Annotated in this window: 17 protein-coding genes; 8 read left to right on the forward strand and 9 right to left on the reverse strand. The window is 44.0% G+C overall.

The genetic code is table 11. From position 1 onward, the window contains the following. Window positions 1-476: 476 nt before the first annotated feature. The 3 genes from FE810_RS07995 to FE810_RS08005 form a co-directional block, all read right to left on the reverse strand. Entirely contained in the window at window positions 477-1,298 is an 822-nt protein-coding gene (locus FE810_RS07995; RefSeq protein ID WP_138319532.1) for a PepSY-associated TM helix domain-containing protein, read from the reverse strand. 13 nt (window positions 1,299-1,311) lie between these two features. Then, window positions 1,312-1,845, reverse strand: a complete 534-nt coding sequence (locus FE810_RS08000) for an FMN-binding protein (protein WP_138319533.1) — start codon at window positions 1,843-1,845, stop codon at window positions 1,312-1,314. 81 nt (window positions 1,846-1,926) lie between these two features. Beyond that, complete coding sequence (locus FE810_RS08005; RefSeq protein WP_138319534.1) at window positions 1,927-3,117, reverse strand: porin; 1,191 nt, start codon at window positions 3,115-3,117, stop codon at window positions 1,927-1,929. 204 nt (window positions 3,118-3,321) lie between these two features. Between FE810_RS08005 and FE810_RS08010 the strand changes: the two genes are divergently transcribed. After that, window positions 3,322-3,951 (forward strand): peroxiredoxin-like family protein, encoded by a 630-nt coding sequence (locus tag FE810_RS08010; RefSeq protein WP_246036985.1) that lies wholly within the window; start codon window positions 3,322-3,324, stop codon window positions 3,949-3,951. A gap of 115 nt (window positions 3,952-4,066) precedes the next feature. Here FE810_RS08010 and FE810_RS08015 read toward each other — a convergent pair whose 3' ends face one another. The 6 genes from FE810_RS08015 to pulA all read right to left on the reverse strand — a co-directional run bounded on the left by FE810_RS08015 (window position 4,067) and on the right by pulA (window position 13,531). Further along, a complete protein-coding gene (locus FE810_RS08015) occupies window positions 4,067-4,963 on the reverse strand; it encodes a spermidine synthase (RefSeq protein WP_138319535.1) in 897 nt (298 codons plus the stop codon). Continuing rightward, on the reverse strand, window positions 4,956-5,528 hold the full coding sequence (locus FE810_RS08020) for a fused MFS/spermidine synthase (RefSeq protein ID WP_138319702.1): 573 nt from the start codon (window positions 5,526-5,528) through the stop codon (window positions 4,956-4,958). The genes FE810_RS08015 and FE810_RS08020 overlap by 8 nt, the downstream gene beginning before the upstream one ends. 123 nt (window positions 5,529-5,651) lie before the next feature. Next, the gene (locus tag FE810_RS08025) at window positions 5,652-6,671 is read right to left on the reverse strand and encodes a LacI family DNA-binding transcriptional regulator (RefSeq protein WP_138319536.1); all 1,020 of its coding nucleotides are present in this window, start codon (window positions 6,669-6,671) and stop codon (window positions 5,652-5,654) included. A 361-nt stretch (window positions 6,672-7,032) separates the two neighbouring features. Beyond that, a complete protein-coding gene (locus FE810_RS08030) occupies window positions 7,033-8,481 on the reverse strand; it encodes an MFS transporter (protein WP_138319537.1) in 1,449 nt (482 codons plus the stop codon). A gap of 63 nt (window positions 8,482-8,544) precedes the next feature. After that, window positions 8,545-10,602 carry a glycoside hydrolase family 97 protein gene (locus tag FE810_RS08035; RefSeq protein WP_138319538.1) on the reverse strand — a complete coding sequence of 686 codons (2,058 nt, stop codon included), beginning with the start codon at window positions 10,600-10,602 and terminating at the stop codon, window positions 8,545-8,547. A 16-nt stretch (window positions 10,603-10,618) separates the two neighbouring features. Next, entirely contained in the window at window positions 10,619-13,531 is a 2,913-nt protein-coding gene (pulA, locus tag FE810_RS08040) for a pullulanase-type alpha-1,6-glucosidase (protein WP_246036987.1), read from the reverse strand. A gap of 406 nt (window positions 13,532-13,937) precedes the next feature. On the opposite strand from pulA, the gene FE810_RS08045 reads away from it, so the two are divergent. The 7 genes from FE810_RS08045 to FE810_RS08075 all read left to right on the forward strand — a co-directional run bounded on the left by FE810_RS08045 (window position 13,938) and on the right by FE810_RS08075 (window position 24,480). Next, window positions 13,938-16,700 carry a TonB-dependent receptor gene (locus FE810_RS08045; RefSeq protein WP_138319540.1) on the forward strand — a complete coding sequence of 921 codons (2,763 nt, stop codon included), beginning with the start codon at window positions 13,938-13,940 and terminating at the stop codon, window positions 16,698-16,700. Between the two features lie 103 nt (window positions 16,701-16,803). Then, entirely contained in the window at window positions 16,804-18,291 is a 1,488-nt protein-coding gene (locus FE810_RS08050; protein ID WP_138319541.1) for a tryptophan halogenase family protein, read from the forward strand. A gap of 4 nt (window positions 18,292-18,295) precedes the next feature. After that, entirely contained in the window at window positions 18,296-19,801 is a 1,506-nt protein-coding gene (locus FE810_RS08055) for a tryptophan halogenase family protein (RefSeq protein WP_138319542.1), read from the forward strand. Between the two features lie 61 nt (window positions 19,802-19,862). Continuing rightward, window positions 19,863-20,780 (forward strand): aldo/keto reductase, encoded by a 918-nt coding sequence (locus FE810_RS08060; RefSeq protein ID WP_138319543.1) that lies wholly within the window; start codon window positions 19,863-19,865, stop codon window positions 20,778-20,780. 79 nt (window positions 20,781-20,859) lie between these two features. Then, entirely contained in the window at window positions 20,860-21,315 is a 456-nt protein-coding gene (locus FE810_RS08065; RefSeq protein ID WP_138319544.1) for a hypothetical protein, read from the forward strand. A 31-nt stretch (window positions 21,316-21,346) separates the two neighbouring features. Further along, window positions 21,347-23,656: an amylo-alpha-1,6-glucosidase gene (locus FE810_RS08070; RefSeq protein WP_138319545.1), complete on the forward strand. Its 2,310-nt coding sequence runs from the start codon at window positions 21,347-21,349 to the stop codon at window positions 23,654-23,656. Window positions 23,657-23,763: 107 nt separating this feature from the next. Further along, window positions 23,764-24,480, forward strand: coding sequence for a 2OG-Fe(II) oxygenase (locus FE810_RS08075; RefSeq protein ID WP_171022306.1), 717 nt, complete (start codon window positions 23,764-23,766; stop codon window positions 24,478-24,480). The last annotated feature ends 4 nt before the right edge of the window (window positions 24,481-24,484 follow it).

A 24,484-nucleotide genomic window follows, 5' to 3' on the forward strand; every position in this document is an offset into this window, starting at 1 on the left:
AATGGTAAAATCAATCTTAACGTGAGTGCCCACACAAATTGCTTGATAACTAATTGTTAAAGACATTGTCTCTTTCGAGACGAAAACTAAATCACATTCGCTTAGTCTTCAATTCGCTGCAGGCCTTGCCCGAAGCAGGATGCGCATTCTACGCTATCCGATTTTGATGTCAACCGCTTTTTGATAATTAATTCGAAAAAGTTGTTTTCGATTATTTCTCAGTTTCGGTTGTGATAACCGGGTTAAACCCGTGTGGTTATCGTATCAAAACACTTCGTTGGTTTACTTAGCGGCTTAAGTTGTCGCTAAACCCCGTTGAAGTGGATGCGCATTTTAGGGATTTTCAGCGCTGCGTCAACACCTAATTCAATAAAAATCGCAAAACAATGTTTGTTTGATTGTTTAGTGAGCGATGTGGGTAATATGCGCACAAAACCAGGGACTGTTGTTACGAGAATAGGGCAGTGAGATACGAATTATCGATGTTTGCGTTTTTTATTATTATCTTTTTGCCACAGATAAAGGCCGGTAATCGATAATAATATAAAGAATAGGGCGACTAAATCCATAAACCAAACACCAAACTTAGAAAAAAGTCGACCACTGTGCATATCCAGGAGCACTCTTTCCCATTTCATTATTCGGTGTTTGAAGTTGGTAGTGAAGGTTTGTTTTTGAACCGACGTCAATTTAACCGAGTCAGCCCGCCATACCTTAACGCCAGAATCCATTGAAGCCGATGCGATATGTTCGTCATCAATTGGGGCGAATGACGAAAACCCCATAAATTGTTCATCCATGACATAGATGCCTTGATCCGTTTCAAGAATCAGTTGCGATGAATCGACGCGAATAAACCGAATTGTCCCAGGTAATCCATTCTGACGATTAAAGCTATCGAGTAACTCACCATCTAATGTATAGATAAATAGATCTTGGGAACCGGCAACAATTAAATAGCTTTGATACTGTCCGGCACTGACCAATGGTGATGGATATTGAAAAAGGAATTTGTCACCGAACCAAACTTGTTGATCCATCTGCACAATTGGAGAGTCGGGTATTTGACTATCAAATACAGTGAACTGTTGGGGAGAATTGATACCGTAGAGATCCAGAATCCAGTCAACCGCGACGAACTTCTGATCGAGCTTTAGTGTTTGCGAGTGATTAATCAGGATACCTGACACAGACAAGAAAATGACAAAGACTGCGAGCCAAATGCCCAATGTGCGATGTATCTTACGATAGAGTTTCGATAGTTTACGTTTCGCTGGTTTTCCGCGTTTTTTATTCATATCGGTTGAGACATTATTTTTCGAGTCTGGCCACTGAGCCTATTTGAGAATCGAGCCATAATGCCATACGCGACAATTTGGTTAAAGCCCTAACCGACAAGGTAGCACCGGTAATGCCATCGATATGACGATCGAGTTTGTTGTCGTTTAGTAATTGTGCGTCTATAAACTGCTGAGTAAAGAACTCCTGGGTCACTTCATCGCCGCGACTTTCACGGTAGATTAATACTTTCACTTGCTGCAATCGTTGGTCTTTTATGTGTAAGCCAACCGTAATTGGTGCTTCTTTACCTATTTCTTCCAGGATCCAAACGCTTTGTTGTTGCTGCTGCCAGTAACGAACACGTAATCGCGAGTAGCGGTGTTGCAATATATCTTCAACGGTTTGCTTTTGTGCTTTCGTTAACCATAACGTATTTGGCTTAGGGGTATCCCCTAAAAACGCTTGCGCGATAAAATCCTCAGGTTGCTGGTACACGGTCTCAGCCAGTACCTGATTTGGTAGCAGAATAAGACCAATCAAAAAAGTGAAGACGATTTTTACCATTATTTTCACCGTAGCGTTATACGACAAAAAGCGAGCAGAAAACCTGCTCACTTTCATTACCGTTAAATTTAGCGTTAATTATTAGAAATAATAACCAAATCCTAAATTAAATCCGTCAACATCATTTGCGCCGGACTGTGTTTCATAGTCAGCCTTTAACACGACATTCTCATGTAAGTAGTAGCTAACACCAACATTCGTTTGTTTAACTTCGGTATCATTGTTATCACCGGCGTTGTTATCCCAAACGTTATAACGGGCAAATACACCAAATGCATCATTGATGCGATACGAAGGCTCGATGTAAAAACCGTCTTGTTTATCACGACCTAGCGCTTGTGCTTCGGCACCATCGATATTCCACTGCGCATATAATGCTTTCAGAGTAAACTGGTTCAGTTGATAAACCGCGTGTGCCGATAACATATTTGCAGACGCTGTATCGACGACAGAACCGTCAGCCAGCATACCGCCTTGGGTAATATCTTGTTGGTACTGATATGTCGCAGCCAGTTCAAGGCCGTTAATACCGGTATATTTCACTCGACCAGTAAATGCCAAATCTTCAGCGGCCGCTTCAGAGACCTTTTGACGACCATCGCGAGGTTTATAAGAACCTTTACTTGAAATGTCCAGGCCACTGTGGATTGCTGTATCGATTGCCCAACCGCCAGCTGGTGCATATGACAGTCCTGCGCCTGCTTCCCACCAAGTTGTAGGTAAAATATTCTTTTCAACCGGATTACGCTCAACACCATAAAATGTTGGTGGCTCGTGGGTTTCATTTAACAAACCCACTGGGATCAAAAATAGACCCACTTTACCGCTAACTGTGTCACTAATATCGTGTTCAACATAAGCTTGTTCTAATTCAACCTCACCATTTTTACCGTCACCCGCTAACGAATGCTCTAATTCAAACTCAGAAAAGAAACGAGTTTTAGAGGTAAATTCTGTGCCAAAGAACAAAACAAAACGGTGAAAATCGATTTCTTTCTTCGAACTACCAGAGTCATTATCTTTCAGGTTGTTGTAATGTAACTCACCGTAACCGCCAATGGTTACCGCACTGTTATCTGCATCGCTTTCTTCTACCGCATCAGCTGTTGCTTCTAAACGTTGCTCCGTTTCATCCAAACGGCGCTCTAATTCTGTTAGGGTTTGCTGCTGCTCAGCAATGATGTTTCTAAGCTCTTCTGTTTGTTCGTTTGCGAATGACTGCTGGCTGAACAAGGCCGCTAACAACGCGCTAGCAACTACGGTGCGTTTCATTTTGTCCCCTGGAAAACTTGATTTCGTGTGGTTTAGTTTTATTGGGGCTAATTCTAATCGAAGACTAATGGTAATGCAAACCATTCTCATTAAGATTTTAAATAAAATTATTTGTAATCTTTCCTGTATACGCTCGGTCAATGGTTTTGCTATGTTCATGTACTCAAACGTACTCAAGCTTCATCACATAATAAGGAAACAACGTTGAAAAATTTTAAATTGCTAATTCTCACCAGCGCCTTTTTTGCATTTATGGTCTCAGCTAAACCAATTGCTGAATCGGCAGAATTGGTGGCTCCCCTGTTGGTAGGGCAAACAGTGCCAGCGGTTGATACCGTAACACTTGCAGGTGAAAAGGTTAGTTTACAGAAAGTGCTCAATAACAAACCGACCGTACTTTTCTTCTACCGTGGTGGATGGTGTCCATTCTGTAATGTGCAAATGGGGCAATTACAAGAGATTGAAAAAGACCTGGTGGATTTAGGCTATCAGTTAATCGGGGTATCTACCGATTCTCCTGCCGACTTACAGAAAAGTATGACTAAGGAAGAGCTAAGCTATCTGTTATTGTCAGATTTTGATTCACAAATGAGCCAAGCGTTTGGTCTTGCGTTTTTTACGTCGCAGAAAGTCACGGATCGCTACCTTGCCAAAATGGATCTACAAAACCCATTGCAAAAGAATGCCGCAGGCGATGAACGCTTGGTTCTGCCAGCACCTGCAGTATATGTCATTGATAACGAAGGCTTAGTGCACTTTCAGTATGTCAATCCAAATTATAAAGTGCGTTTAGACCCACAATTGTTATTAATGGCTGCAAAGTTAGCGAAATAGACATCCAAACGACCAACCCGCGCTTATGTTGGCTAGGTGTGAGTTAAGTTGACGTAAATAAAAAAGGGGCTGCTCGTTTATACACGACAGCCCCTTTTGTTAACCCGTCCGGCAATTACCTCAGTAAGTTTGCCGGAGAATATTGATCGGTCAGTACTCGATAGGAATCGTCTTGCTTTGTCTGGCGTTTAATCAAAGAGGCGGTGTATTTAATATCCACATCTAATCGCGCTAACGGTGCCTGCCAATCTTTGACTCGATTTAACAAGGTTCCTTCATCGGGAAGTTGCTTGCCAGCAAGAATGATACGGTTTCCGGCATTATTCGATTTTGATACAGTATAAAAATCACCGAATACATCATGATAGGTTGCTGTTTCATGATGAAACAATAGCGAACTCGAAAACGTATTGGCAACGACAACGCCATGATCACTTAGCAGGGATTTGGTTTCCTGTAAGAACTCTCTGGTTAGTAGATGTTCCGGGATATATTCACCATTAAACGCATCGAGAATAATCAAATCGTATTGCAACTTTTTCAATGCAGCACGTTTAATAAATATTCTCCCGTCCTGATTAAATGTCTGAATATTTTCAGACTCCTTGAAGTCAAAGTATTCTTTAGCAACGGTGACAACCGCAGGATCAATTTCAACATTGTCTATTTTGATATCTGGGAATAATAGCTGCAAACTATTCGACAAAGTGCCGCCACCTAAGCCAATGATCAATACTTTTTCCGGATTAGGGTTGGCCAGCAGCCCGGTAAACACAAACTTGGTGTAGTCGAACACCAATCGGTTAGGTTCGTCTTTATCAATGCAGGATTGACTCGAGACTTTGCGTTTTACCGAAAACTTTAAGCAACGGATGTTTTGTTTATCTTCGACAAAAATATTCCGGTACATAGAACGCTGTTCTTTGATCACTTCTGCTGAACTTATGGTTGGCGTTAGTACCACTATACCGGTTAGAGCAGTCAAACAAAGTCGTTTTATCCGATTAACCATGGGCCAGAACCTCCGCAGATTTTTCACTAAAGAAATGTTGATATGCCCAGGCGAGCGCGCCAAGAACCACCAACAGACCACACAAGGAAAACAGTATTTGATTAACTTCAAACCAAAGGACCAGATAAAAGGACGTCAATAGCGTGCCAAGGGCGCTACCCATAGTAGAGACAAAATACAACAAACCGGCGATTTGGCCGCTTTCATCCTGGTGAGTTACAAGCAGACGAATAGAATAGGGCGAAATCATCCCGAGTATTATCGTTGGGATTAAGAATAAAATGGTCGATGCCGCTAACGATCCATAGCGGCTGTCTTCAATATTAATGAATACCCAATCGAGGATGTCGGTCGTAAAATAGATTAATGGCAGTAATGTAACGCCCGCGAGGATAAAGATACTACCAAACCGTTTCAGGGATGGGTTATTTAACGACAACCGTCCTCCAGATAAATAACCTATCGAAAGGGCAAGCATAAATACGGTAATGATACTGCCCCAGACATGAACACTGGAACCAAAATAGGGGGCGAGAATACGACCACCGAGCAATTGAATGCCCATGATTGAAAAACCACCGGAGAAGGCAAGAAGGAAAATTAAAGGATTTTGCACGGTACAACCTGACGACAAGCAATTAATAATGGCTTAACTTACCAGTGAAAGGCTTCTTCAGGCAATATTTATTTAGAGACGATTCGAAGACTCTCGAGTGATCAACTGTGTTGGCATTAATACAGTTTTTGGTTTCGAACCTGCAATCATGCTTAATAAATTATCCACCAATAATTGCCCCGCCAATACCGTATCCTGTTTCGCTGTTGTCAACGCCGGTTTCGCAAAAGTAGCCATTGGAATGTCATCAAACCCAACAACCAGAACATCGTCAGGAATCGTTAAACCGGATTCTTGCAACGCCCGCATCGCCCCAATCGCGATCAAATCGCTGGCACCAAATAAACCATCAAAGGTCACGCCTTTGGCCAATAACGACTTGGTCGCCTGATAGCCGGCTTCTTCGGTAGAGATAGCATTGACCTGTAACTTGGGTTCAACGTTTAAACCCGCCTCTTCCAACGCCTGCTGGTGCCCTTTGTAACGTCCTGAAAATTCAGGTGCGGCTTCGGAAATAGTGCCGATAAACGCCATATTTCGACAACCTTGTGTCAGCAGGTGTTCCGTCAATTGTTTGCCACCACCGACATTATCACCGCCAATACTGGTTACCGGCATATCGGTAACTTCTGCCCCGAATCGCACAAAGTGGGTGCCTTGTTGGTGAAGGTGCACGAGCTTGTCCCGATAATCGGTATAATCCCCGTACCCTAACAAAATAATGCCATCGGCTTTATTGCTGTCTGCGTATTCTGCGTGCCAGTCATTTTCCATTTCCTGAAAAGAAACCAACAAGTCATAACCTGAATTAGAACAGGCTCGTGTGATTGAACCCAGCATGGATAAAAAGAAAGGATTGATTTGCGATTCATCGACACCAGGGTCTTCAAACAGAAGCAGGGCGAGAGTATTACTCTGCTGCGAGCGCAGATTACGAGCGTTCTTATCGACTTTGTAATTTAATTCTTTGGCAATCGCTTGAATCTTTTTTCGAGTCTCTTCATTGACTAAAGGACTATTACGTAAAGCCCGAGAAACCGTGGATTGAGACACACCGGCTCGGTAGGCAATATCAAATGAGGTCGCTTTCACATTAAACCGTCTGGCTACAAATCAATAACGAAAATGTTACCCCAACTTCATCAGCTTGTATAGAAGAGAAGTATTCAGTGCGCAGAACGTGAATATCTTAATCACTCGCAGATTGCAGAAACCCCTTCTGAAACCTGACGCCTGCGCACTAAACGCCAGTCTCGGTTATGTTATGGAATTTAACCGCAAGTTGTAATACCAATCACATTAAATTAAAACTCACCCGTAGGGCGTTTATCAGAGGCTCATTTACGGCCCTATATTTCATTAATATAGAATGACTGCACCAATGAAATCTATGTTGCAACTAAACCTCTGCCCTAACTCTGAGTTGTGCACAAACTTAGTGTGATTGGTATAACTATTCGTTGTCTTTGACAAAGCCAACGGACATTGCCGCAAAGAGCATAGAGACCCCGGCAAGGATAATGATGTAGATCGCCTGATTGTCGAATACGGCACTCAATATCCAGCCCGAAAATATGCCTGACACGATTTGTGGCGCTGCGATGGTGAAGTTAAATATTCCCATGTACACGCCGGTTTTACTCACCGGAAGTGAGCCTGCAAGTATTGCATAAGGCATGGCGAGAATTGCCGCCCAGGAAATACCGATGCCTAACATAGGTAGTAACAGATAAACCGCATCTTGTGGCACTTCGACTTGAGTAATCAGTAGGTTTACTTCTACCGGATTCGATGGCCCTAATAGGGTAAACGAAAAATACCCAAGCGCCCCCGCCAGTAGCGACAGAGAATATACTAATTTGCGACCAAACTTATCCGCAAATTTTGCTAAAAATACCGAAAATATTGCCGCAAATAATGAGTAAGCCGCGAAAATAATACCTACCCAATCACCCGCCGCACCTTTGGCATCAAGCACAGATTGCGGCACTGATCCGACGGAATCGATATACGCGGGATCAAACCAATGAGCTTCGACTCCCCATATATGCTGGGTAATCGCAGGCATGGAATATACCCACATAATAAATAAAGCAAACCATGAGAAAAACTGCACGATGGCAAGCTGGCGCATGGTATCTGGCATTGTTTTCATCAAGCCAAAGAAGTTACGAAGACTTTGCGCAATAGTCGTTTTCTTCTGATGTTCCGCAGTAATTGCTGCCGCATCTTCGCCACGGTGGGCGTAATATTCCTCAGGAGGATATTCTTTGGTGCGAATAAACGTCCACAGGACGGAACCAAGCAATACTGTCGCGCCAATATAAAATGCCCAGGTAACAGATGGCGCAACTTCGCCGGCAGCTGCGGTGTTTTCCAGGCCCACGACATTCGTTAGCACGAACGGTAAAATAGAGCCGACAACTGCGCCAATATTGATCAATAAAGATTGCACCGAATAACCAATGTTGCGTTGTGAGGCTGGCACCATATCTGAGACCAGCGAGCGAAACGGTTGAAAGCTGACATTAAACGATGCGTCCATAAATGCCAAAATCATCGCACCAAATAGCATAGGTGCCATAAATGCCACAAATAACGGGGCATTGGGCATTAAGATCATACCAAGTGCCGCCAGTATAGCGCCAGCCAGAATGTATGGCTTACGACGACCAAAGCGACCCCAGCTACGGTCAGAGGCAGAGCCCACGATAGGTTGGACAATTAAGCCCATAATTGGCGCAACCAACCAAAACAGCGAAAGAGAATGTAAATCGGCACCTAAGTCCGAAAGGATGCGACTTACATTGGCATTTTGTAGGGCAAAACCAAATTGCACCCCTAAAAATCCGAAACTTACGTTCCAGATTTGCCAAAACGATAATTGTGGCTTTTGTTTCATTGTCATACTTCTTTAATACGGCGCAAGCGCCATCCCCAAATTTTAAACCCTGACCAGCAGGCTCTATTGAGCCTGCAAACGAATCGCGAAACCGCCACTGTTTGCCATAGTAAGTTTTAATGTATCTTTAGCAGTAACCAATTTTTCTTCGATGGTGATCTCTGCCGGATTATCGACCCAGTTGGTATCTTCTGAATCGCGGTAAATCTGTGCTCGGTATTTTACGCCAGGCTGCAAGAAGGTCAAAGCGACACTAACATCACGGGCATCTTCATCGGTAAGTCCACCGATAAACCAGTCATTACTATCTCGCTGCTGACGGGCAAAAATAACAAAATCACCAACTTCGCCATCCAAGGCAATGCTTTTTTCCCAATCGGTTGGTACATCCTGAATAAATTGAAATGCCGGTAAATTAGCTTGGTAATTACGAGGTAAATCCGCGGCCATTTGAATGGGACTGTAAAGCACTACATATAACGCTAACTGCTTCGCTAATGTGGTTTGTGGTCGGTTGGTATCTGCACCCAGACCATTAAAGCTCATGTCAAAAATGCCCGGCGTAAAATCCATAGGCCCAGATAACATCCGCGTATAAGGTAAAATTGCCGCATGCTCAGGCGGATTCGGTGGATTACCCCAGGCATTAAATTCCTGGCCACGAGCACCTTCGCGGGAGATCCAATTCGGATAGGTGCGGCGTAATCCGGTATCTTTTACCGGTTCATGGGTATTAATAGAAATTTTATATTTCGCCGCCATTTTGATGTTGTAAAGGTACTCGTTAACCATAAACTGGCCATCATGCCATTCTTTTCTGGCAACACCATTTTCATCAATGCGCTTAATATTGCCACCGTCGGCAACATAACCAGTTTTCACCTGCGCCACATTATGTTTTTGGTATAACGCAAAAGCAGCTTCCATCTGATTACGATAGTTGGTGACATTACCGGAAGTTTCATGGTGGCCAATCAGACGCACACCTTTGTCTTTAGCATATTTGTAGATTGCATCCATATCAAAATCCGGATAGCTTTCGGTAAAACTAAACACATCGCCATTAAAAAACCAGTTACCGTCCCAGCCGATATTCCAACCTTCAACTAACACCCCATCGAATCCATATTGCGCTGCAAAATCCATGTAGCGTTTGACTTCATCGGTTGTGGCGCCATGTTTATCGCCACTGCCCCAGGTATTTTCATTGATATGCATGCCCCACCAAATACCGACGTATTTACCCGGTTCTACCCAGGCAACATCGCCAAGCTTATTCGGTTCATTCAAATTCAAAATAAGATGAGAATTTAACAAACCCGTCGCATCGTCACTGATTTGTACGGTGCGCCATGGCGTATTAAATGCGCCCTGCTTCTTTACCAACACACCATCAGACCAGGGCGCTAAATCCGCTTTTAGAAACCCATGACGACGTTGATCCAGGCTCATTGCGGCATAATCGACAAGTGCGGCTTCATGAATGCTGACATGAACACCATTGGTTAATTTCATCGTAAATGGTGTATGGGCTCTGTCAACTTCACGTAATGTCGTGGTGTTATAAACATATTCATAGCGATTCCAACCTCGGGTTGGGATCCACCATGCGGTCGCATCGGCATTTTTTTCCATCACAAATTCGGTTAACTCGTTAGTGATGTTTACTTGATTTAGACCTTTTTGCTCCGGCACTTCATAGCGAAAGCCGACACCATCGTTAAATACCCGAATCCGCAGACCATAGGTGTTTACCTTGTCGCGATCCGCCGAGAATGTAACGTTTAATTCATTATGGTGATCGACGATATTCTTACTTTCACCCCAAGGCTGCTCCCAGGTCGCATTGACCTGGTTGCGTGTGGTTGATTGAATCTCAAAGCCAGCTTCGAAATAGTCGCTATCGCGAAATACCAACCCTAACGCGGATGGTTCGATAACTTCCTGGTCGTTAAAATCAATGCGGTATTTAGGGGTTTTATCATCGTCGCTGACCGTAAACGTAATGCGCCCATCCGGGGAGGTCACCTTAACTTCTTTAGCAACAACTGCAGCGCTAAGTGCACTTAAAATGGTCAGTAGATAACAAAAAGTCTTATTTAAACGAGTTAGCTTATTCATTCGCTATCCTTATTTGTTAACGCACGAAAACCGCAACGGTTAACTTGCCAATCTCAAAGCCAGAATCTGTTACCCGGCTTGCGTTAATGATTTGATCATCACTTTGTTGTTGAATTGGATGAAGTTGCCAGCCTTGCACATCCCCATACGTAAAGTGCGTCGCTGCGGCATTATTGTTAAATACCACGAATATTTCATTGAACTGAGCATCAAGTTCAGGCGCATCCACAATTGTATCGCTTAGCTTCATGGCAATGATACCACCTTGCTGCTGCGGTCCGGTATTTTCAAAAGACACCCGCGCATTAATGTCTTTAGCGCTGGTTAGTCGAAACAGCGGTGACGACATGCGAATGCTTAAGTATTCGATAAACCTTTGTTTCGTCCAGCGAATATGCTCAACAGAAACCGAGTCACGGCCTTCATTGTTATTTAACAATTTGCCGATCAGCTGCCAGTTCTGCTGATCTTTTTCAGCCGGTGGTAAGCCAACATTGTAGTTGTTACTTTGCATGGCAAAATCTACCTGATTGAACCAATCACCATAATCATAACTGTCGCGTAAAAAGGCTTTTGAACGCAATAATTCCGACCCCATATGAATAAATGGGATCCCCTGGGCCAGCAATGGATAGGTAAGTGACAACATCTGAACTCTTGCCCTGTCTTCAGTAGCCATATCATAGGGGAGGCGGTATTGATTATTGTCCCACAATGTTTGGTTATCGTGCTTGGATACATAATTAATGGTATCTGCCGGATCTAAAGCATACCCGGTTGGCTGATCGCCATACGGGATGTCTCTACCCCGCACCTTTTCCCCGGCGCTATTGATGAGCTCAAATGTCGCCAGGTTACCAGCAAGACCTACGCGTATTTGGTCCATGGCAATTCGGTATTGCTGTAACTTTTCTGATGCCATTTCACTGGCGTGGGTAGCTAGTTCATTGTCATAGCTACCTAAGCCATTGCCAACGCCCTGGGCTTTACGAATATCATCGCCAACCGCATTAAAGGCACCACCGCGCACCGCATCCCTTAAACGATCACTAAAGGTGCCAATCTCAGAGCCGGCAAGCTCAAGCTGGCTCGCCTGAATAAAACGCTGATTATTGGCCACCTCGCCAAAATTCCAACCTTCGCCGTAAAAATAGGTATCCGGATCCACGTCCTGAACCGCTTTTCTTGCTTCGAGCATTAAATCTTTCGGTTGATGCGCCATCAAATCAAAGCGGAAGCCATCGATTTTGTAATCCCGCGCCCAAACAATAAGCGAGTCCACCATCAATTTGGCCATCATCTCGCGTTCAGTTGCAGTGTTGTCACAACACGTGGATTGTTCAATGGCACCGCTAATGGGGTTCAATCGCTGATAGTAATTAGGAACAATTTTATCGAGAACCGATGTCGCAGCTAATCCGGCTTTATGGGTATGGTTATAAACCACATCCATAATCACCCGAAATCCCATATTGTGCAGGCTTTGCACCATTTCTCTAAATTCGATAATGCGAGCGACACCCATTGGGTCAGTTGCATAACTGCCTTCGGGTACGGTGTAATGAAACGGGTCATAGCCCCAGTTATAATCATCGATATCACGCCATTGACTCACCGCATGCTGTGCTTGCCCGGTTTTGGGGTCGAACGATTGCAGTACTGAGACCAGGCTATCCTGCATTTGCGCTGGATCAAGTTTGTTTTCACCGGCACACCAGCCGTGCTGGGGTTTTAATCCACATAATTTTGCCACCGTATCGGATAAAGACACTCTTTTCTCGGGATCTTCATTGACCGTACCGATATCAAATGCCGGCAGTAGATGAATGTTATTCAAACCCGCTTGCCTTAGCTGCTTAAGATGACGAATACCATCACTGTCTGTTTCACTAAAGGCTTTATATTTACCGGCAAATTCGGGGCTACTCAACCGTGCATCATGGGCAGAGAAATCTCGAATATGGGTTTCATAAAAGACATTATCTTCCACTTGCGCAACGGCTGGGATTTGGTGGCCCTGCCATTCAGGTGGTTGAGTTTTGGCGCTATCAAGATTGACGAGTTGAGAGTACTCACTATTGGTAGATAGCGACAGCGAATATGGATCCGTTGTGGTAATCGTAACGGACGTACTTGCATCCGGATGATAAATATTTAATTCATACTGGTAATAATATTCTTCATAATCGCCGGCAATTCGCCCTGACCAGATACCAGTATTGGGATCTTCACGAAGCGTTAATTTTTCTGAATTTTTCTCGACACCAGGTTCTTGATAAAGCGCTACCGTGACAGATTGCGCGGTCGGCGCCCATAAAGAAAACTGACTAAAACGCTTGCCATTTTCCTCGAGCGTAACCCCACCAAATTGTTGATATTCATCGGCATCATTGTGGCCTTGGGTATACAAAACGTCTAAGAGGTTGCCGTACTGCACTGCAGTGGCAAAGGTAATCTGTTGCTTTTGGTCCACGCTTATCAGGTAAAGAGGGCCTTTAAGCAGAGCTTTGATATCCGCCAATGACATATCCAATGCAAACGATAATTGATTATCAAACTGGGCAAGATGAGGATAGACTTTTGGCCAGTCCGCTGTGCTGTCTTGGTCTGCTAAGTGGATCATATGGGTATCCGCGACAACCACTTTTTCATCACGGCTAATTGTTACTAAATACAGATTGAGTGGTAACGATTGTGCTTTGTCATCGACCACTAAAATATGATCTTGTGATAACCAATGCGCTTGGGCCGATTGGCTCGCCTGGCGTATCTGATCTGCGGAAACATTATCGATGATAACACTCGCGCTGTTATTGTTGTTCGGCGGTTCCGATTGGCAGCCAACAAGCATCGCTACTGAAAGTGAAGTAATCAGGGCAACATAGGTTCTCAGGTTTTTTATAAGCCATAATGCAGGGGCGTTAATCATAAATTTTCCGTACCAATATCGGGTTATAAGCATGTCGATAAAATACTGTTTAAATCCAAAGTTATGGACCTAGCTTTGAGTTTCGCTAGGATGCTCCAAGCAATTTGAATTAGCAAATGCATACGTATTCAGGCAATGGTAAAGGCATCCATACCTTGCAATATTCAACCAATAACCTATTGTTTCAAATGGCTTTTGATGGCTATTTGTTAACCGTCAGTAAAAGTTGTTAAACCTGCACGCTGCTTTTATGAATACGTATGCAAGGAATTCTTTTATTCGACCAGTGCCATTACCATAGTCAGAATACGCGAAAATCGGGTGATTTTTGCACAGAAAACACAGATAACTTAATCAGGATGATTAAGACAATAATGATGCATGGATGTATACGGGGAGAAACAACATGTTAAATTTTAAGCCGAACAAGGTGGCGTTGGCGCTGGTATCTACCGGCCTGATGGCAATGAGTTCAGTGTCTTCTGCTGCTGAAGAAGCGGTAGCGGAACAAGAAGTTGAAGTTATTGAAGTCACGGGTATCCGTGGTAGTCTTCAAAAAGCACAAGCTATCAAAATGAGCACCAACTCAATCGTTGAAGTGCTCTCTGCTGAAGATATCGGTAAGTTACCAGATACCTCAGTTGCCGAATCTCTTTCTCGTTTACCAGGCCTTTCTGGTGAGCGCCGTAACGGTCGTACCAGTGGTTTGTCAGTACGTGGTTTTAACGAAAACTACGTTGGAACATCATTGAACGGTCGTGAATTATTAGGTATGGGTGACAACCGTGGTGTTGAATATGACTTATACCCTACCGAAATCGTTTCAAACATTATTGTTTACAAAACACCTGAAGCTGGTCTGGTAAGTCAAGGTATCGGTGGTACTATCGATTTACAAACCGTTAGTCCATTAAATGCTGACTCTACATTCACTATCAATGCTGACTACGAGCAAAATGCTGAAGATGCAGCCAACCCAGACTATGACAACAATGGTCATCGTTTATCTTTCAACTGGGTTGATCAATTCGCTGACGACACTTTAGGTCTTGCCCTAACCGTAGCGACCCAGGAAACTCCGCGTCAGGAGCAACAATTCCGCGCATGGGGTTATGCAGATTCCGACGATGGAAAAATTCTTGGTGGTCACGATTCATTTGTACGCTCAGCAATGCTTGAGCGTGATTCTATAGCTGCAATCGTTGAATGGGCACCTACAGACAACTTAATCCTACAACTTGATGCACTTTATATTGATTTTAAAGAAAGTGATGTCCGACGTGGTCTTGAAGAAGGCGGCCCGGAATGGGGCGGTGCAAATTATACCGTAACTGAAGTTGAAGACGGACTTGTTACTTCCGGTTACTGGGATGGTTTCCATTCGGTTATTCGAAATGATGCCCGCAGCCAAGAAGCGGATTTAACTACGTTCGGTTTAAACGTTGAATATTCTTTAACTGATAATTGGACGTTGGAAGCTGACGTTTCAACTGGTGATGTTGAAAAATCTCTTTTTGACGTAGAAAGTTACTCAGGTGTTGGCCGTGCAGGCATGCCTGATCGTCCAACTGCAGCACGTTCATGGGAAATGACGTCTACTGGCGTAATGTATTCAGATCACCCAACTCTTCCAGGTGTTGATTACACTGACGAAAGTCTAATCCGCCTTGCAGGCCCTCAGGCTTGGGGTGCTCCAATCATCGGTGGTGATGCCCAGGACGGTTTCGTTAACCGCCCAGAATTTGAAGAAAGTCTAGACAGTATCCGTTTGTCTGTAAACGGTGTGGTTGAATGGGGTCCTATCTCAGCTGTTGAAGCGGGTATCATGTACTCAGATCGCAGCAAATCAAAACTTAATGAAGGTGATTACCTAACGGCACCATCTTATCCTAATGACGCACCAATTCCTGAAGTTTTAGGTGTTGCAGATTTAAGCTTCATCGGTATCAATGGCGTTCTGGCTTATGACTCTTTAGGTCTATTCAAATCAGGTTATTACACAGCAACTGAAGCTTCATTGGTTCAAAACGACCGTTTAGGTGATACTTACACAGTCGATGAAGAAATCACGACTCTTTACGGTAAGCTTGATATTGAAACTGAATTTGCAGGCATCTATGTAAACGGTAACTTTGGTGTTCAGGTTATCGACGTAGATCAGTCATCTACCGGTTTCTCAACCACAACGGAAGAAGGTACTGGTAATACTCTGGCAACTGCAGTTTCTGGCAATGACAGCTACACAGACGTTCTTCCAACGTTAAACTTAAGCTTCGAAATTGCTGAGAATCAGTTTATCCGTACTGCTATCGGTAAAGTACAATCTCGTCCACGTATGGATCAGATGAAGCCTAACAACCAGTTTGGTTTTTCGTTCAACCAAAACCAAGTAGAAAGCACAGACCCAGAAAATGGTCCGTGGAGCGGAAGTGCTGGTAACCCAACACTTAAACCTTTGGAAGCAAACCAGTTTGATCTTTCTTATGAAAACTACTTTGCCGATGATGGTTACTTTGCTGCAGCCTTCTTCTATAAAGATCTGACCAACTGGCACCGTTCAGGTAACGTGTTAACGGACTTCTCAGAAGAATATATCCCTGGTTACCATCAGGTAACGGATCCGGATACTGGCGAAATCATTACACCACAAACGTTTGAAGGTTTTGTAAGCACAACGACTGACGGTTTCGAAGGGTTCGTACGTGGTTACGAACTCCAGGCTAGCTTGCCATTCCACCTTTTCGCAGACGCCCTAGATGGTTTCGGTGTTGTAGGTAGCGCAACTTTCCTAGACGGAGCATTGGATGACGGTGGTCGTATTCCTGGTCTTTCAGAAGAAAGCTATTCATTTACTGCTTACTATGAAAATAGCGGTTTTGAAATTCGTCTCTCTGGAACAAAGCGTGATGAATTCTTAACGGAAGCTCGCGGTTTGAGCTTAATGCTACAAGAATTTGAAAGCCTAGGCGGTGAGCTTTGGGATGCACAAATTGGTTATGACTTCAGCGAATCAGGCATCGATTCTCTTGATGGCCTTCGTGTCACCTTCAAGGTTCAGAACCTTACTGAAGAAGACGACATTCAGGCGGATGCAGCAGATTCTCGTTTCGTTACCTTGTATCAGTACTACGGTGCTAACTACTTACTTGGTATCAACTACGAGTTCTAAGATACTCTGAACAACTCGAAAAACCTGTTAGGATAAGTTCTAACAGGTTTTTTTTTACCCAACCTTTTATTTCCAATAAAGAGGTTTGTGAAGGTTTCTGGCTATGCAACAACCTATTAAAAAATTAGTGATACTCGGCGGCGGCACTGCTGGCTGGATTTCAGCGGCGCTGACAAAAAAATTGTTGGGCGCAGCTATTGACGTCGAACTGGTGGAGTCAAACGAAATTGGCACCGTCGGTGTTGGCGAAGCTACGATCCCGGGGATAAAAATACTCAATGATGTTCTGGGTTTAAATGAAGCGGAGTTTCTGCGAGAAACTCAGGGCACGATTAAGCTCGCCATTAAGTTTGAAAACTGGAAAAACAAAAAACATAGCTATTATCATTCGTTTGGCACCGCTGGAAAAAGTATGGCGTTCTGTCATTTTCATCACTTCTTAAAACGCGCTGGTGAACTCGAAGACGATACTAAGCTTTGGAATTATGATTTAAACGCTCTGGCTGCCGAAGAAGGCAAATATGCCCATATTCGACACAAAGATCCAATTCTAGAAATGCCTTACGCCTACCACTTTGATGCCGGACTGTATGCTCAGTATTTGCGGAAATTTTCAGAAAAAATGGGCGTTAAACGAACTGAAGGCACTGTAGCTAGCGTGCACCAAGATCAACAAAACGGTTATATAAAGTCTTTGGAGTTAAAAGACGGAAGGCTCATAGAAGGCGATTTATTCTTAGACTGCTCCGGCTTTCGAGGTTTACTCATTCAGCAGACCTTACAAACTGGTTATGAAGACTGGAGTCATTGGTTACGCTGTGATCGTGCCGTAGCCGTTGCCTCTGAGCGTTTTGAGAAGACTCTTCCTTATACTCGGTCCATTGCTCACAAAGGCGGCTGGCAGTGGCGCATTCCTCTTCAACATCGCAATGGGAACGGCCTGGTTTATAACAGCGCTTATTACAGTGATGATGAAGCCACAAATTTATTATTGGGGAATCTTGATAGCAAAGCGATTACCGATCCTAAAGTGATCAAATTTCAAACCGGTCGTCGCTACCAACAATGGCATAAAAATGTGATTGCTGTTGGGTTGTCCAGCGGCTTTCTTGAACCTTTGGAGTCTACCTCGATTCATCTGATTCAATCCGCCGTAGTGCGCCTAGTCCATCTGTTTCCACATCATGGTATCAATGCCTCAACAGTTGCCGAGTATAACAAGCAATCGAAGCTAGAATTCGAACAAGTCCGAGACTTTATTATTCTCCATTACCATGTAAACCAGCGCACTGATAGTCTATTCTGGCAAGAAATGCGGGATATGGCGATACCAGATACACTAGCTCATAAGATAGAACTATTTAAGCAAGATGGTAGGCTTTTCAGAGATCAAAATGATTTGTTTACAGAGAGTTCTTGGTTACAAGTTATGTTAGGGCAAGGGATAGTACCAGCAAGTTACCACCCGATGGCCAATACCATGTCTGCAGAGCAACTGCAGGCAATGCTGAAAAAAATTAAAGCAATCAAACGTGAACCCTTATCCGCGATTCCTTCGCATGATGAGTTTTTAAAGCGATACTGTGGATAGTAATATGCCTGAACAACAGCCTTTTCACATTATGATCTTAGGTGGTGGCACCGCAGGTTGGATGGCTGCTAACTTGTTTGCCAAGCGGTGGCATGATAATCCCTCGGTGAAAATTAGTTTAATCGAGTCCAAAGACGTGGGCATAATCGGTGTCGGGGAAGGCTCGACACCAACATTGAAACGCTTTTTTGAAGAGCTGGAAATTCCAGAATCTGAGTGGATGCCAAAATGTGACGCAACCTATAAAGTCAATATTCGTTTTAAAGGCTGGAGTCCACAGTCGGGTATTAAAGATTATTCGCATCCTTTCACCACACAAGTCGACACTTTCACTAAACGCGCTTTTTTGGTTAACGCAAGAACCCGGAGAATGGGGCTAGACACCCATACGCGCCCTGATGACTTTTTGCTAAACGGTGTCCTTGCAACTCAGGGAAAAGGCCCGATAACCCCCGAAAACTTTCCGTTTATTATGGAATATGGCTACCATTTTGACTCAGGTAAGCTTGGCCAGTTTTTAAAAGATAAGGCGATTGCTGCAGGGGTCGAGCATAAGCAGGCCCACATCACTCAGGCGAAGCGCTCTCCTCAAGGGTTACTGGAGACAATTTTTGATGATAAGGGAGAAGCCTATGGCGCGGATTTTTTTATCGACTGTACTGGTTTTTCATCACTATTAATGCAAAAAGCGCTTCAAGTGCCTTTTAAAAGCTTCAAAAGCAATCTATTCAACGACTCCGCAGTGGTAATGCCAACCTCGATGGATTCAATGATTCCAGTTGAAACAGAGGCAACGGCATTAAGTGCCGGTTGGTGCTGGAAAATTCCTCTTACCAGCCGCTGTGGTAATGGTTATGTTTTTAGTAGCGACTTTATTAACAAAGATCAGGCGGAAACTGAGTTCCGTCGCCATATCGGTGCGTTGGATTCAGAGCAGGAATGTCGATTCTTAAAGATGCAGGTCGGGCAATTGTCCCAGCATTGGTCACATAACTGTCTTGCATTAGGCTTATCTCAAGGGTTTATTGAACCATTAGAAGCAACAGCATTGCATCTGGTGCAAGTGAGTATTGAATTATTTGCCAGCCTATTGGAAAAGGGCAACTTTTCCAGCCACTATGCGTCTGAATACAACCAAAAAATTACCGAACGCTTTGAGCGGGTACGAGATTATATTGTTGCCCACTACAAACTTAATACTCGCGATGACAGTGATTACTGGCGGGCTAATCGCGATAATATACACTTGTCACAATCTCTGGTGAGTATTCTCGATTGCTGGTATCAACGTGGCGATTTAAGCGCCGAAATAGAGCGCCAGAACCTTGATACCCATTTCGATGCGGTTTCCTGGAATTGCTTGCTTGCTGGTTATGGTACCTTCCCACCGATTGCACCCAATCAACCAAGTCAGGGAGATTTGTATCAAGAGAAAAACATCCGCCGATTCTTACAAGGCTGCAGCCTTAATTTTAAGGATCACCAAGTGATTTTGAATGAGCTTTTATAACTCGTTGCACAAACCGTTGATTTAGCTTAATCAGACAACCAACTTTTGATGAACTAACACTATGAAAAAATTACATATCCCACAACTGCCGATAGAATCATCGCGCCTGATTTATGGCTGCATGCGCATTAATGGCGATAATTCTGCAGAGGCGCATGCAAAGGGCAAACGTGCCATCGAAACGGCTATCGATGAAGGCTATAACCACTTTGACCATGCCGATATCTATGGCAATGGTGCTTGCGAAAGCTTGTTTGGTGAGGTGCTCAAGTCGCAACCGCACTTAAGAGACAAACTGTTAATTACCTCAAAGGCAGGTATACGCTTTGCCAATACGCCGGTACAAGGAGAAGTGGGTCGTTATGACTTTTCCCATGATTACCTGATAGGCCAAGTAGAGGGCTCGTTACAGCGCTTAAATATCGATGCACTGGATATGTTCTTATTGCATCGTCCTGATTATCTATTTAATGCCGAAGAAGTGGCACACACGCTAAGTGAGCTAAACCGACAAGGTAAAGTGAAACACTTTGGGGTGAGTAATTTCAGCCCATCGCAAGTGGAATTATTGCAGTCAAAAATGGAAGAACCTTTACTGGTGAATCAAATTGAAATCAATATTCACAATATCGGTGCCTTTGAAAATGGTACGTTAGATCAGTGTCAGCAATATCACATTACGCCAATGGCCTGGTGTCCGATTGCCACCGTCGCCTATGAAGCCTGGGGGAATACATTCAGTGCCGCAGATGTCGAACGAATTCATCTTGAATACCAGCGTCAGGCCGAGTTCTATGGTTGTGAAAAATGGGTCATTGCGCTGGCCTGGCTGTTAATTCATCCCGCCAATATTTGTCCAATCGTAGGTTCTACCAACCCAGAGCGCATAGCGATGGCAAAACAAGCACTTGATTTAAACTACCGTCACCAAGACTGGTACCGCTTGCTCGAGGCGCGCAATGGTCAGCCAGTGCCATAAGCGATTGCAGTGCGGTTGATGCAAGGTTGCAAGTACTGCTATGGTATTTGCAATTAGGGGAAGGAACCACAATACGTTCATGAGTTTTTGGAAAGAGCTGTTTGATATATATCAGCATCAACTGCAATCGAAACGGTTGGCGCAGGGCGCCAGCAGGGCATTATCACAAGAAATCAAAACCAATATCTGTTTATTGGCAGAGGCGCTCGAGAATCCGCAATCCAGTTCGGCATTAATTGCCAGCCTTGAAGATTCGGCATTTCGTCATTATTGCCAGCAAGGGTATGATTTTATAGAGTTTAATCAACAGCCATTAAGCCTGTCGACAACCGCAAATATCCGCGAGTTTAATCAATATCTGCAACAGTCGACTGGCGATTTGATTTTCAGGGCCTATCAAAGAGTTCGTGTTCTCAAGGCTTTCGCTGATGCCAATTCGGCGCAACGTTGCCAGCGCCGAATTCAATCTTTGCTACGCTACCATGTGATGTTATTCGCCCATATGCAGGCGCAACCTTTGCGTGTTCGCCAATAGAGCCGTACCAATCTCAACAGGAGTTCCCCGGATGTTTTATCGATTCTCCCTATACTTAACCGTTATAGCCCTGATCATTGGTTGCCAGCCAACATCCACGATGAAGCCACATCAAACCGCATCGAGCGAGAAACCTCAGGTTGCGCCACAAATCAGTCTCGATTCGTTAGCCATTCATGTCAGCGCAAGTGAGAATCGACCGGTTTCGTTTACCAATAAACGTTCTGGCTATTATTACACTCAAACCCATAATAATGATCACCCAGAACATCGCTGGTTTGCGGGCTTCAATTTAGCCCAAAAACGATTATTTAATGACTACCAAATCACTCTGGATTCTGATTCTGTTAACCGCCAACAGGCAAACGTTACTGTATACCCTGACAAATTAGTTCGCCAGTACCCCAATGGAACCGTGGAACAGCTTTCGTTATTTGACGATCAAGACATTGTTCGCATCAGCATATCCACTGATGCCCAGCAAGTAGCGTTGACCTTAACCGGAGCACAGATAACCCAGACTCGTCAGCATGCTGAGATGACTCTATATCGTTCCGACGAAGCACCACAAAAGCTAATAGCCGTTGCACCGATTGTGCTGCCAAAAGATGCAAAAAGCCGCGAAAAAGGTTTCTATGTGTTAATTGGAGATAATATTGAAACCCTCTCGGCAACGCTTAAAAGCGCTCGTGAAAATGACGAACGCTGGCAACAACAACGCCAACAACGGATGCTTACCTTACTTACTGGCAATGCCTATTTACAGAGTCGCGATGTGGACTTGGTAAAAGCGATTCAGTGGCAAATTTTAAATCTTGATTCATTGATGACCAACCAGCACGGCAAGGGCATTTACGCAGGATTACCCTGGTTTAATGAGTATTGGGGTCGAGATAGCTTTATTGCATTGCCAGGTGCGACATTAGTAACCGGTCAGTTTGAATTTGCGCGGGATATGATCACCGCATTTGCTAAGTTTCAAGACCGGGACCCGGAATCTAAATTTTTTGGTCGGGTGCCAAACCGGGTAAGAATCGAAGATATTGATTATCACACCACCGACGGTACTCCGCGTTTTGTGATTGAAATGCTTCATTATGTTCAATACAGCGGCGATACCACCTTAATTAAACGACTGTATCCGAATGTCAAAGATTCGATTGATGGCGCATTGCGAAACTGGGTGGATAGTAAAGGTTACTTATTGCATGCCGATAACGAAACCTGGATGGATGCCAGGCGTGAGCCTGACAAGGTTCCCTATTCACCCCGCGGAACACGCGCCAACGACATTCAGGCGCTATGGTTTGAACAACTCAATGCCGGTATTTATTTTGCCGAAGTAATGAATGACAAAGCCTCACGGCTTCGCTGGCAACAGGCGCGGGATAAACTGCAGAGCAATTTTACCCAGGATTTTATTCTCGATGATTTAGGCTACCTTGTCGATCATCTCAACCAAGATGGCTCAGCGGATACGCAGTTGCGCCCTAACCAGCTTTATGCTTTTGATATGATAGAAGACAGCCGTTTTGTCAGTAATGCGACAAAAACCTCATGGCAACAATTAGTGTACCCCTGGGGTGTGGCATCATTGGATAATCGCGATATCGATTTTCACCCATTTCATTTAACCGAGAAATACCACAAGGATGCTGCCTATCACAATGGCACTGTCTGGTTATGGAATAATGGCATTGCCATGCAACGGATGATTGAAGTCGGCGGCCCGGACATCGCCTATCAATTATTTTCGAATATGAATGAGCAGGCACTGCACCGTGGAGTGGTCGGGGGATTGGCCGAAAATGCCGATGCTTATCCGCACCAACTGCAAACCTTACCGACAATCACCGGGACGTATTTACAAGCCTGGTCCAATGCAGAACACCTCAGAGTCTGGTATCAATATTTCTTAGGCGTTCGCCCAGATTTAATTAAGCAAGAAATCACCTTTGCACCAAGAATTCCTTCGTTATTAAGCGACATCGATTTTCAGGTTCGCGTTGGCGACACTCAGCTAAATGGCAGTTTTCAACGGTCTGGGGCAACGGCTTCCTATCGTATCGAAATCGAGTCTTTTCGCGGTGCTTTGTTACTAGATCTGCCTTCGTTTCCGGTCACCAAAATTGATTTGCAAGATTGCCGATACATCACCATTGAACAAACAACCGATTCGATACAAATCATTAAAGTTGATGACAATGAAAGTAAGCTTCAGGAGATACGCTTAACAACGGATAATGAGCGCTTAAAGACAATACAGCGACAACAACAAACCTTATTCGAAACACGGTTCTCAAGCCCGTTATCATTAGAGAATCATCGAGTGTTAAACTGATGATTCTGCATTACTGATACCTTTAAATTGGTACAAATAAACCGTAGCGTTAGCCTCGTTGTCATGCGAGAATGAACGACATTAATTGCTTTAACCCTTGCTTTTGTATGAGTACCCAGATAAAAATTAACCCCGATCTCGATTGGGACGCATTGAAACTTGAATATCAAACAACGTCTCGATTACAGATCCAAAACTTTTTTACCAACGATACTGCAGAGTATTTATTACAATTACTGCAAGCTCATCAGGAATGGTACCTTGCCTATAACCATGGCAATCAATTCTACGAAAGTACGTTAGAAGATTTGCAGCGACTGAGTCCTGAGCAACGCCATCAATTTAAATCCAATATTGAAAAGCGCGCTCAAAACCATTTTCAGTATGTGTTTTTCCAGTACTACATCAGTCAGGCGATTGAGCTTGGAGAGAACCCAAACCACCCATTGCATGCTTTTGAAGATTTTGTAAACAGTGATGTTTATTTGGATAAAATGCGGTTTTTGACCGCTGAAGAAAAAATTAACAAAGCAGATAGCTATGCATCATATTATGCGCCAGGGCACTTTTTAAGTGAGCACGACGATATTCACCCTAAACACGATCGCGTTGCAGCCTGTACATTTTCTTTGACCAAAAACTGGCAGCTTAACTGGGGTGGACATCTGGCGTTTTACGACAAGCAAGGGAATATCGATAAAGCATTGATCCCGGCATTCAATACCATGAATGTTTTTAAGATCCCACAGAGCCATGCAGTACAGCCAGTCGCGCCCTGGGCTGGTGCCAAGCGTTTAAGCTTACTCAGTTGGTTACACCGTTAATTGC

The organism is Thalassotalea litorea (assembly GCF_005843925.1).
Lineage (GTDB): Bacteria > Pseudomonadota > Gammaproteobacteria > Enterobacterales > Alteromonadaceae > Thalassotalea_A > Thalassotalea_A litorea_A.

Excerpts from the sequence above, each read along its gene's own strand:
- FE810_RS07995 (WP_138319532.1), bottom strand. The coding sequence starts at position 1,298 with ATGAATAAAAAACGCGGAAAACCAGCGAAACGTAAACTATCGAAACTC.
- FE810_RS08000 (WP_138319533.1), bottom strand. The coding sequence starts at position 1,845 with ATGGTAAAAATCGTCTTCACTTTTTTGATTGGTCTTATTCTGCTACCA.
- FE810_RS08005 (WP_138319534.1), bottom strand. The coding sequence starts at position 3,117 with ATGAAACGCACCGTAGTTGCTAGCGCGTTGTTAGCGGCCTTGTTCAGC.
- FE810_RS08015 (WP_138319535.1), bottom strand. The coding sequence starts at position 4,963 with ATGGTTAATCGGATAAAACGACTTTGTTTGACTGCTCTAACCGGTATA.
- FE810_RS08020 (WP_138319702.1), bottom strand. The coding sequence starts at position 5,528 with ATGGGCATTCAATTGCTCGGTGGTCGTATTCTCGCCCCCTATTTTGGT.
- FE810_RS08030 (WP_138319537.1), bottom strand. The coding sequence starts at position 8,481 with ATGAAACAAAAGCCACAATTATCGTTTTGGCAAATCTGGAACGTAAGT.
- FE810_RS08035 (WP_138319538.1), bottom strand. The coding sequence starts at position 10,602 with ATGAATAAGCTAACTCGTTTAAATAAGACTTTTTGTTATCTACTGACC.
- pulA (WP_246036987.1), bottom strand. The coding sequence starts at position 13,531 with ATGATTAACGCCCCTGCATTATGGCTTATAAAAAACCTGAGAACCTAT.
- FE810_RS08045 (WP_138319540.1), top strand. The coding sequence starts at position 13,938 with ATGTTAAATTTTAAGCCGAACAAGGTGGCGTTGGCGCTGGTATCTACC.
- FE810_RS08050 (WP_138319541.1), top strand. The coding sequence starts at position 16,804 with ATGCAACAACCTATTAAAAAATTAGTGATACTCGGCGGCGGCACTGCT.
- FE810_RS08055 (WP_138319542.1), top strand. The coding sequence starts at position 18,296 with ATGCCTGAACAACAGCCTTTTCACATTATGATCTTAGGTGGTGGCACC.
- FE810_RS08060 (WP_138319543.1), top strand. The coding sequence starts at position 19,863 with ATGAAAAAATTACATATCCCACAACTGCCGATAGAATCATCGCGCCTG.
- FE810_RS08065 (WP_138319544.1), top strand. The coding sequence starts at position 20,860 with ATGAGTTTTTGGAAAGAGCTGTTTGATATATATCAGCATCAACTGCAA.
- FE810_RS08070 (WP_138319545.1), top strand. The coding sequence starts at position 21,347 with ATGTTTTATCGATTCTCCCTATACTTAACCGTTATAGCCCTGATCATT.
- FE810_RS08075 (WP_171022306.1), top strand. The coding sequence starts at position 23,764 with ATGAGTACCCAGATAAAAATTAACCCCGATCTCGATTGGGACGCATTG.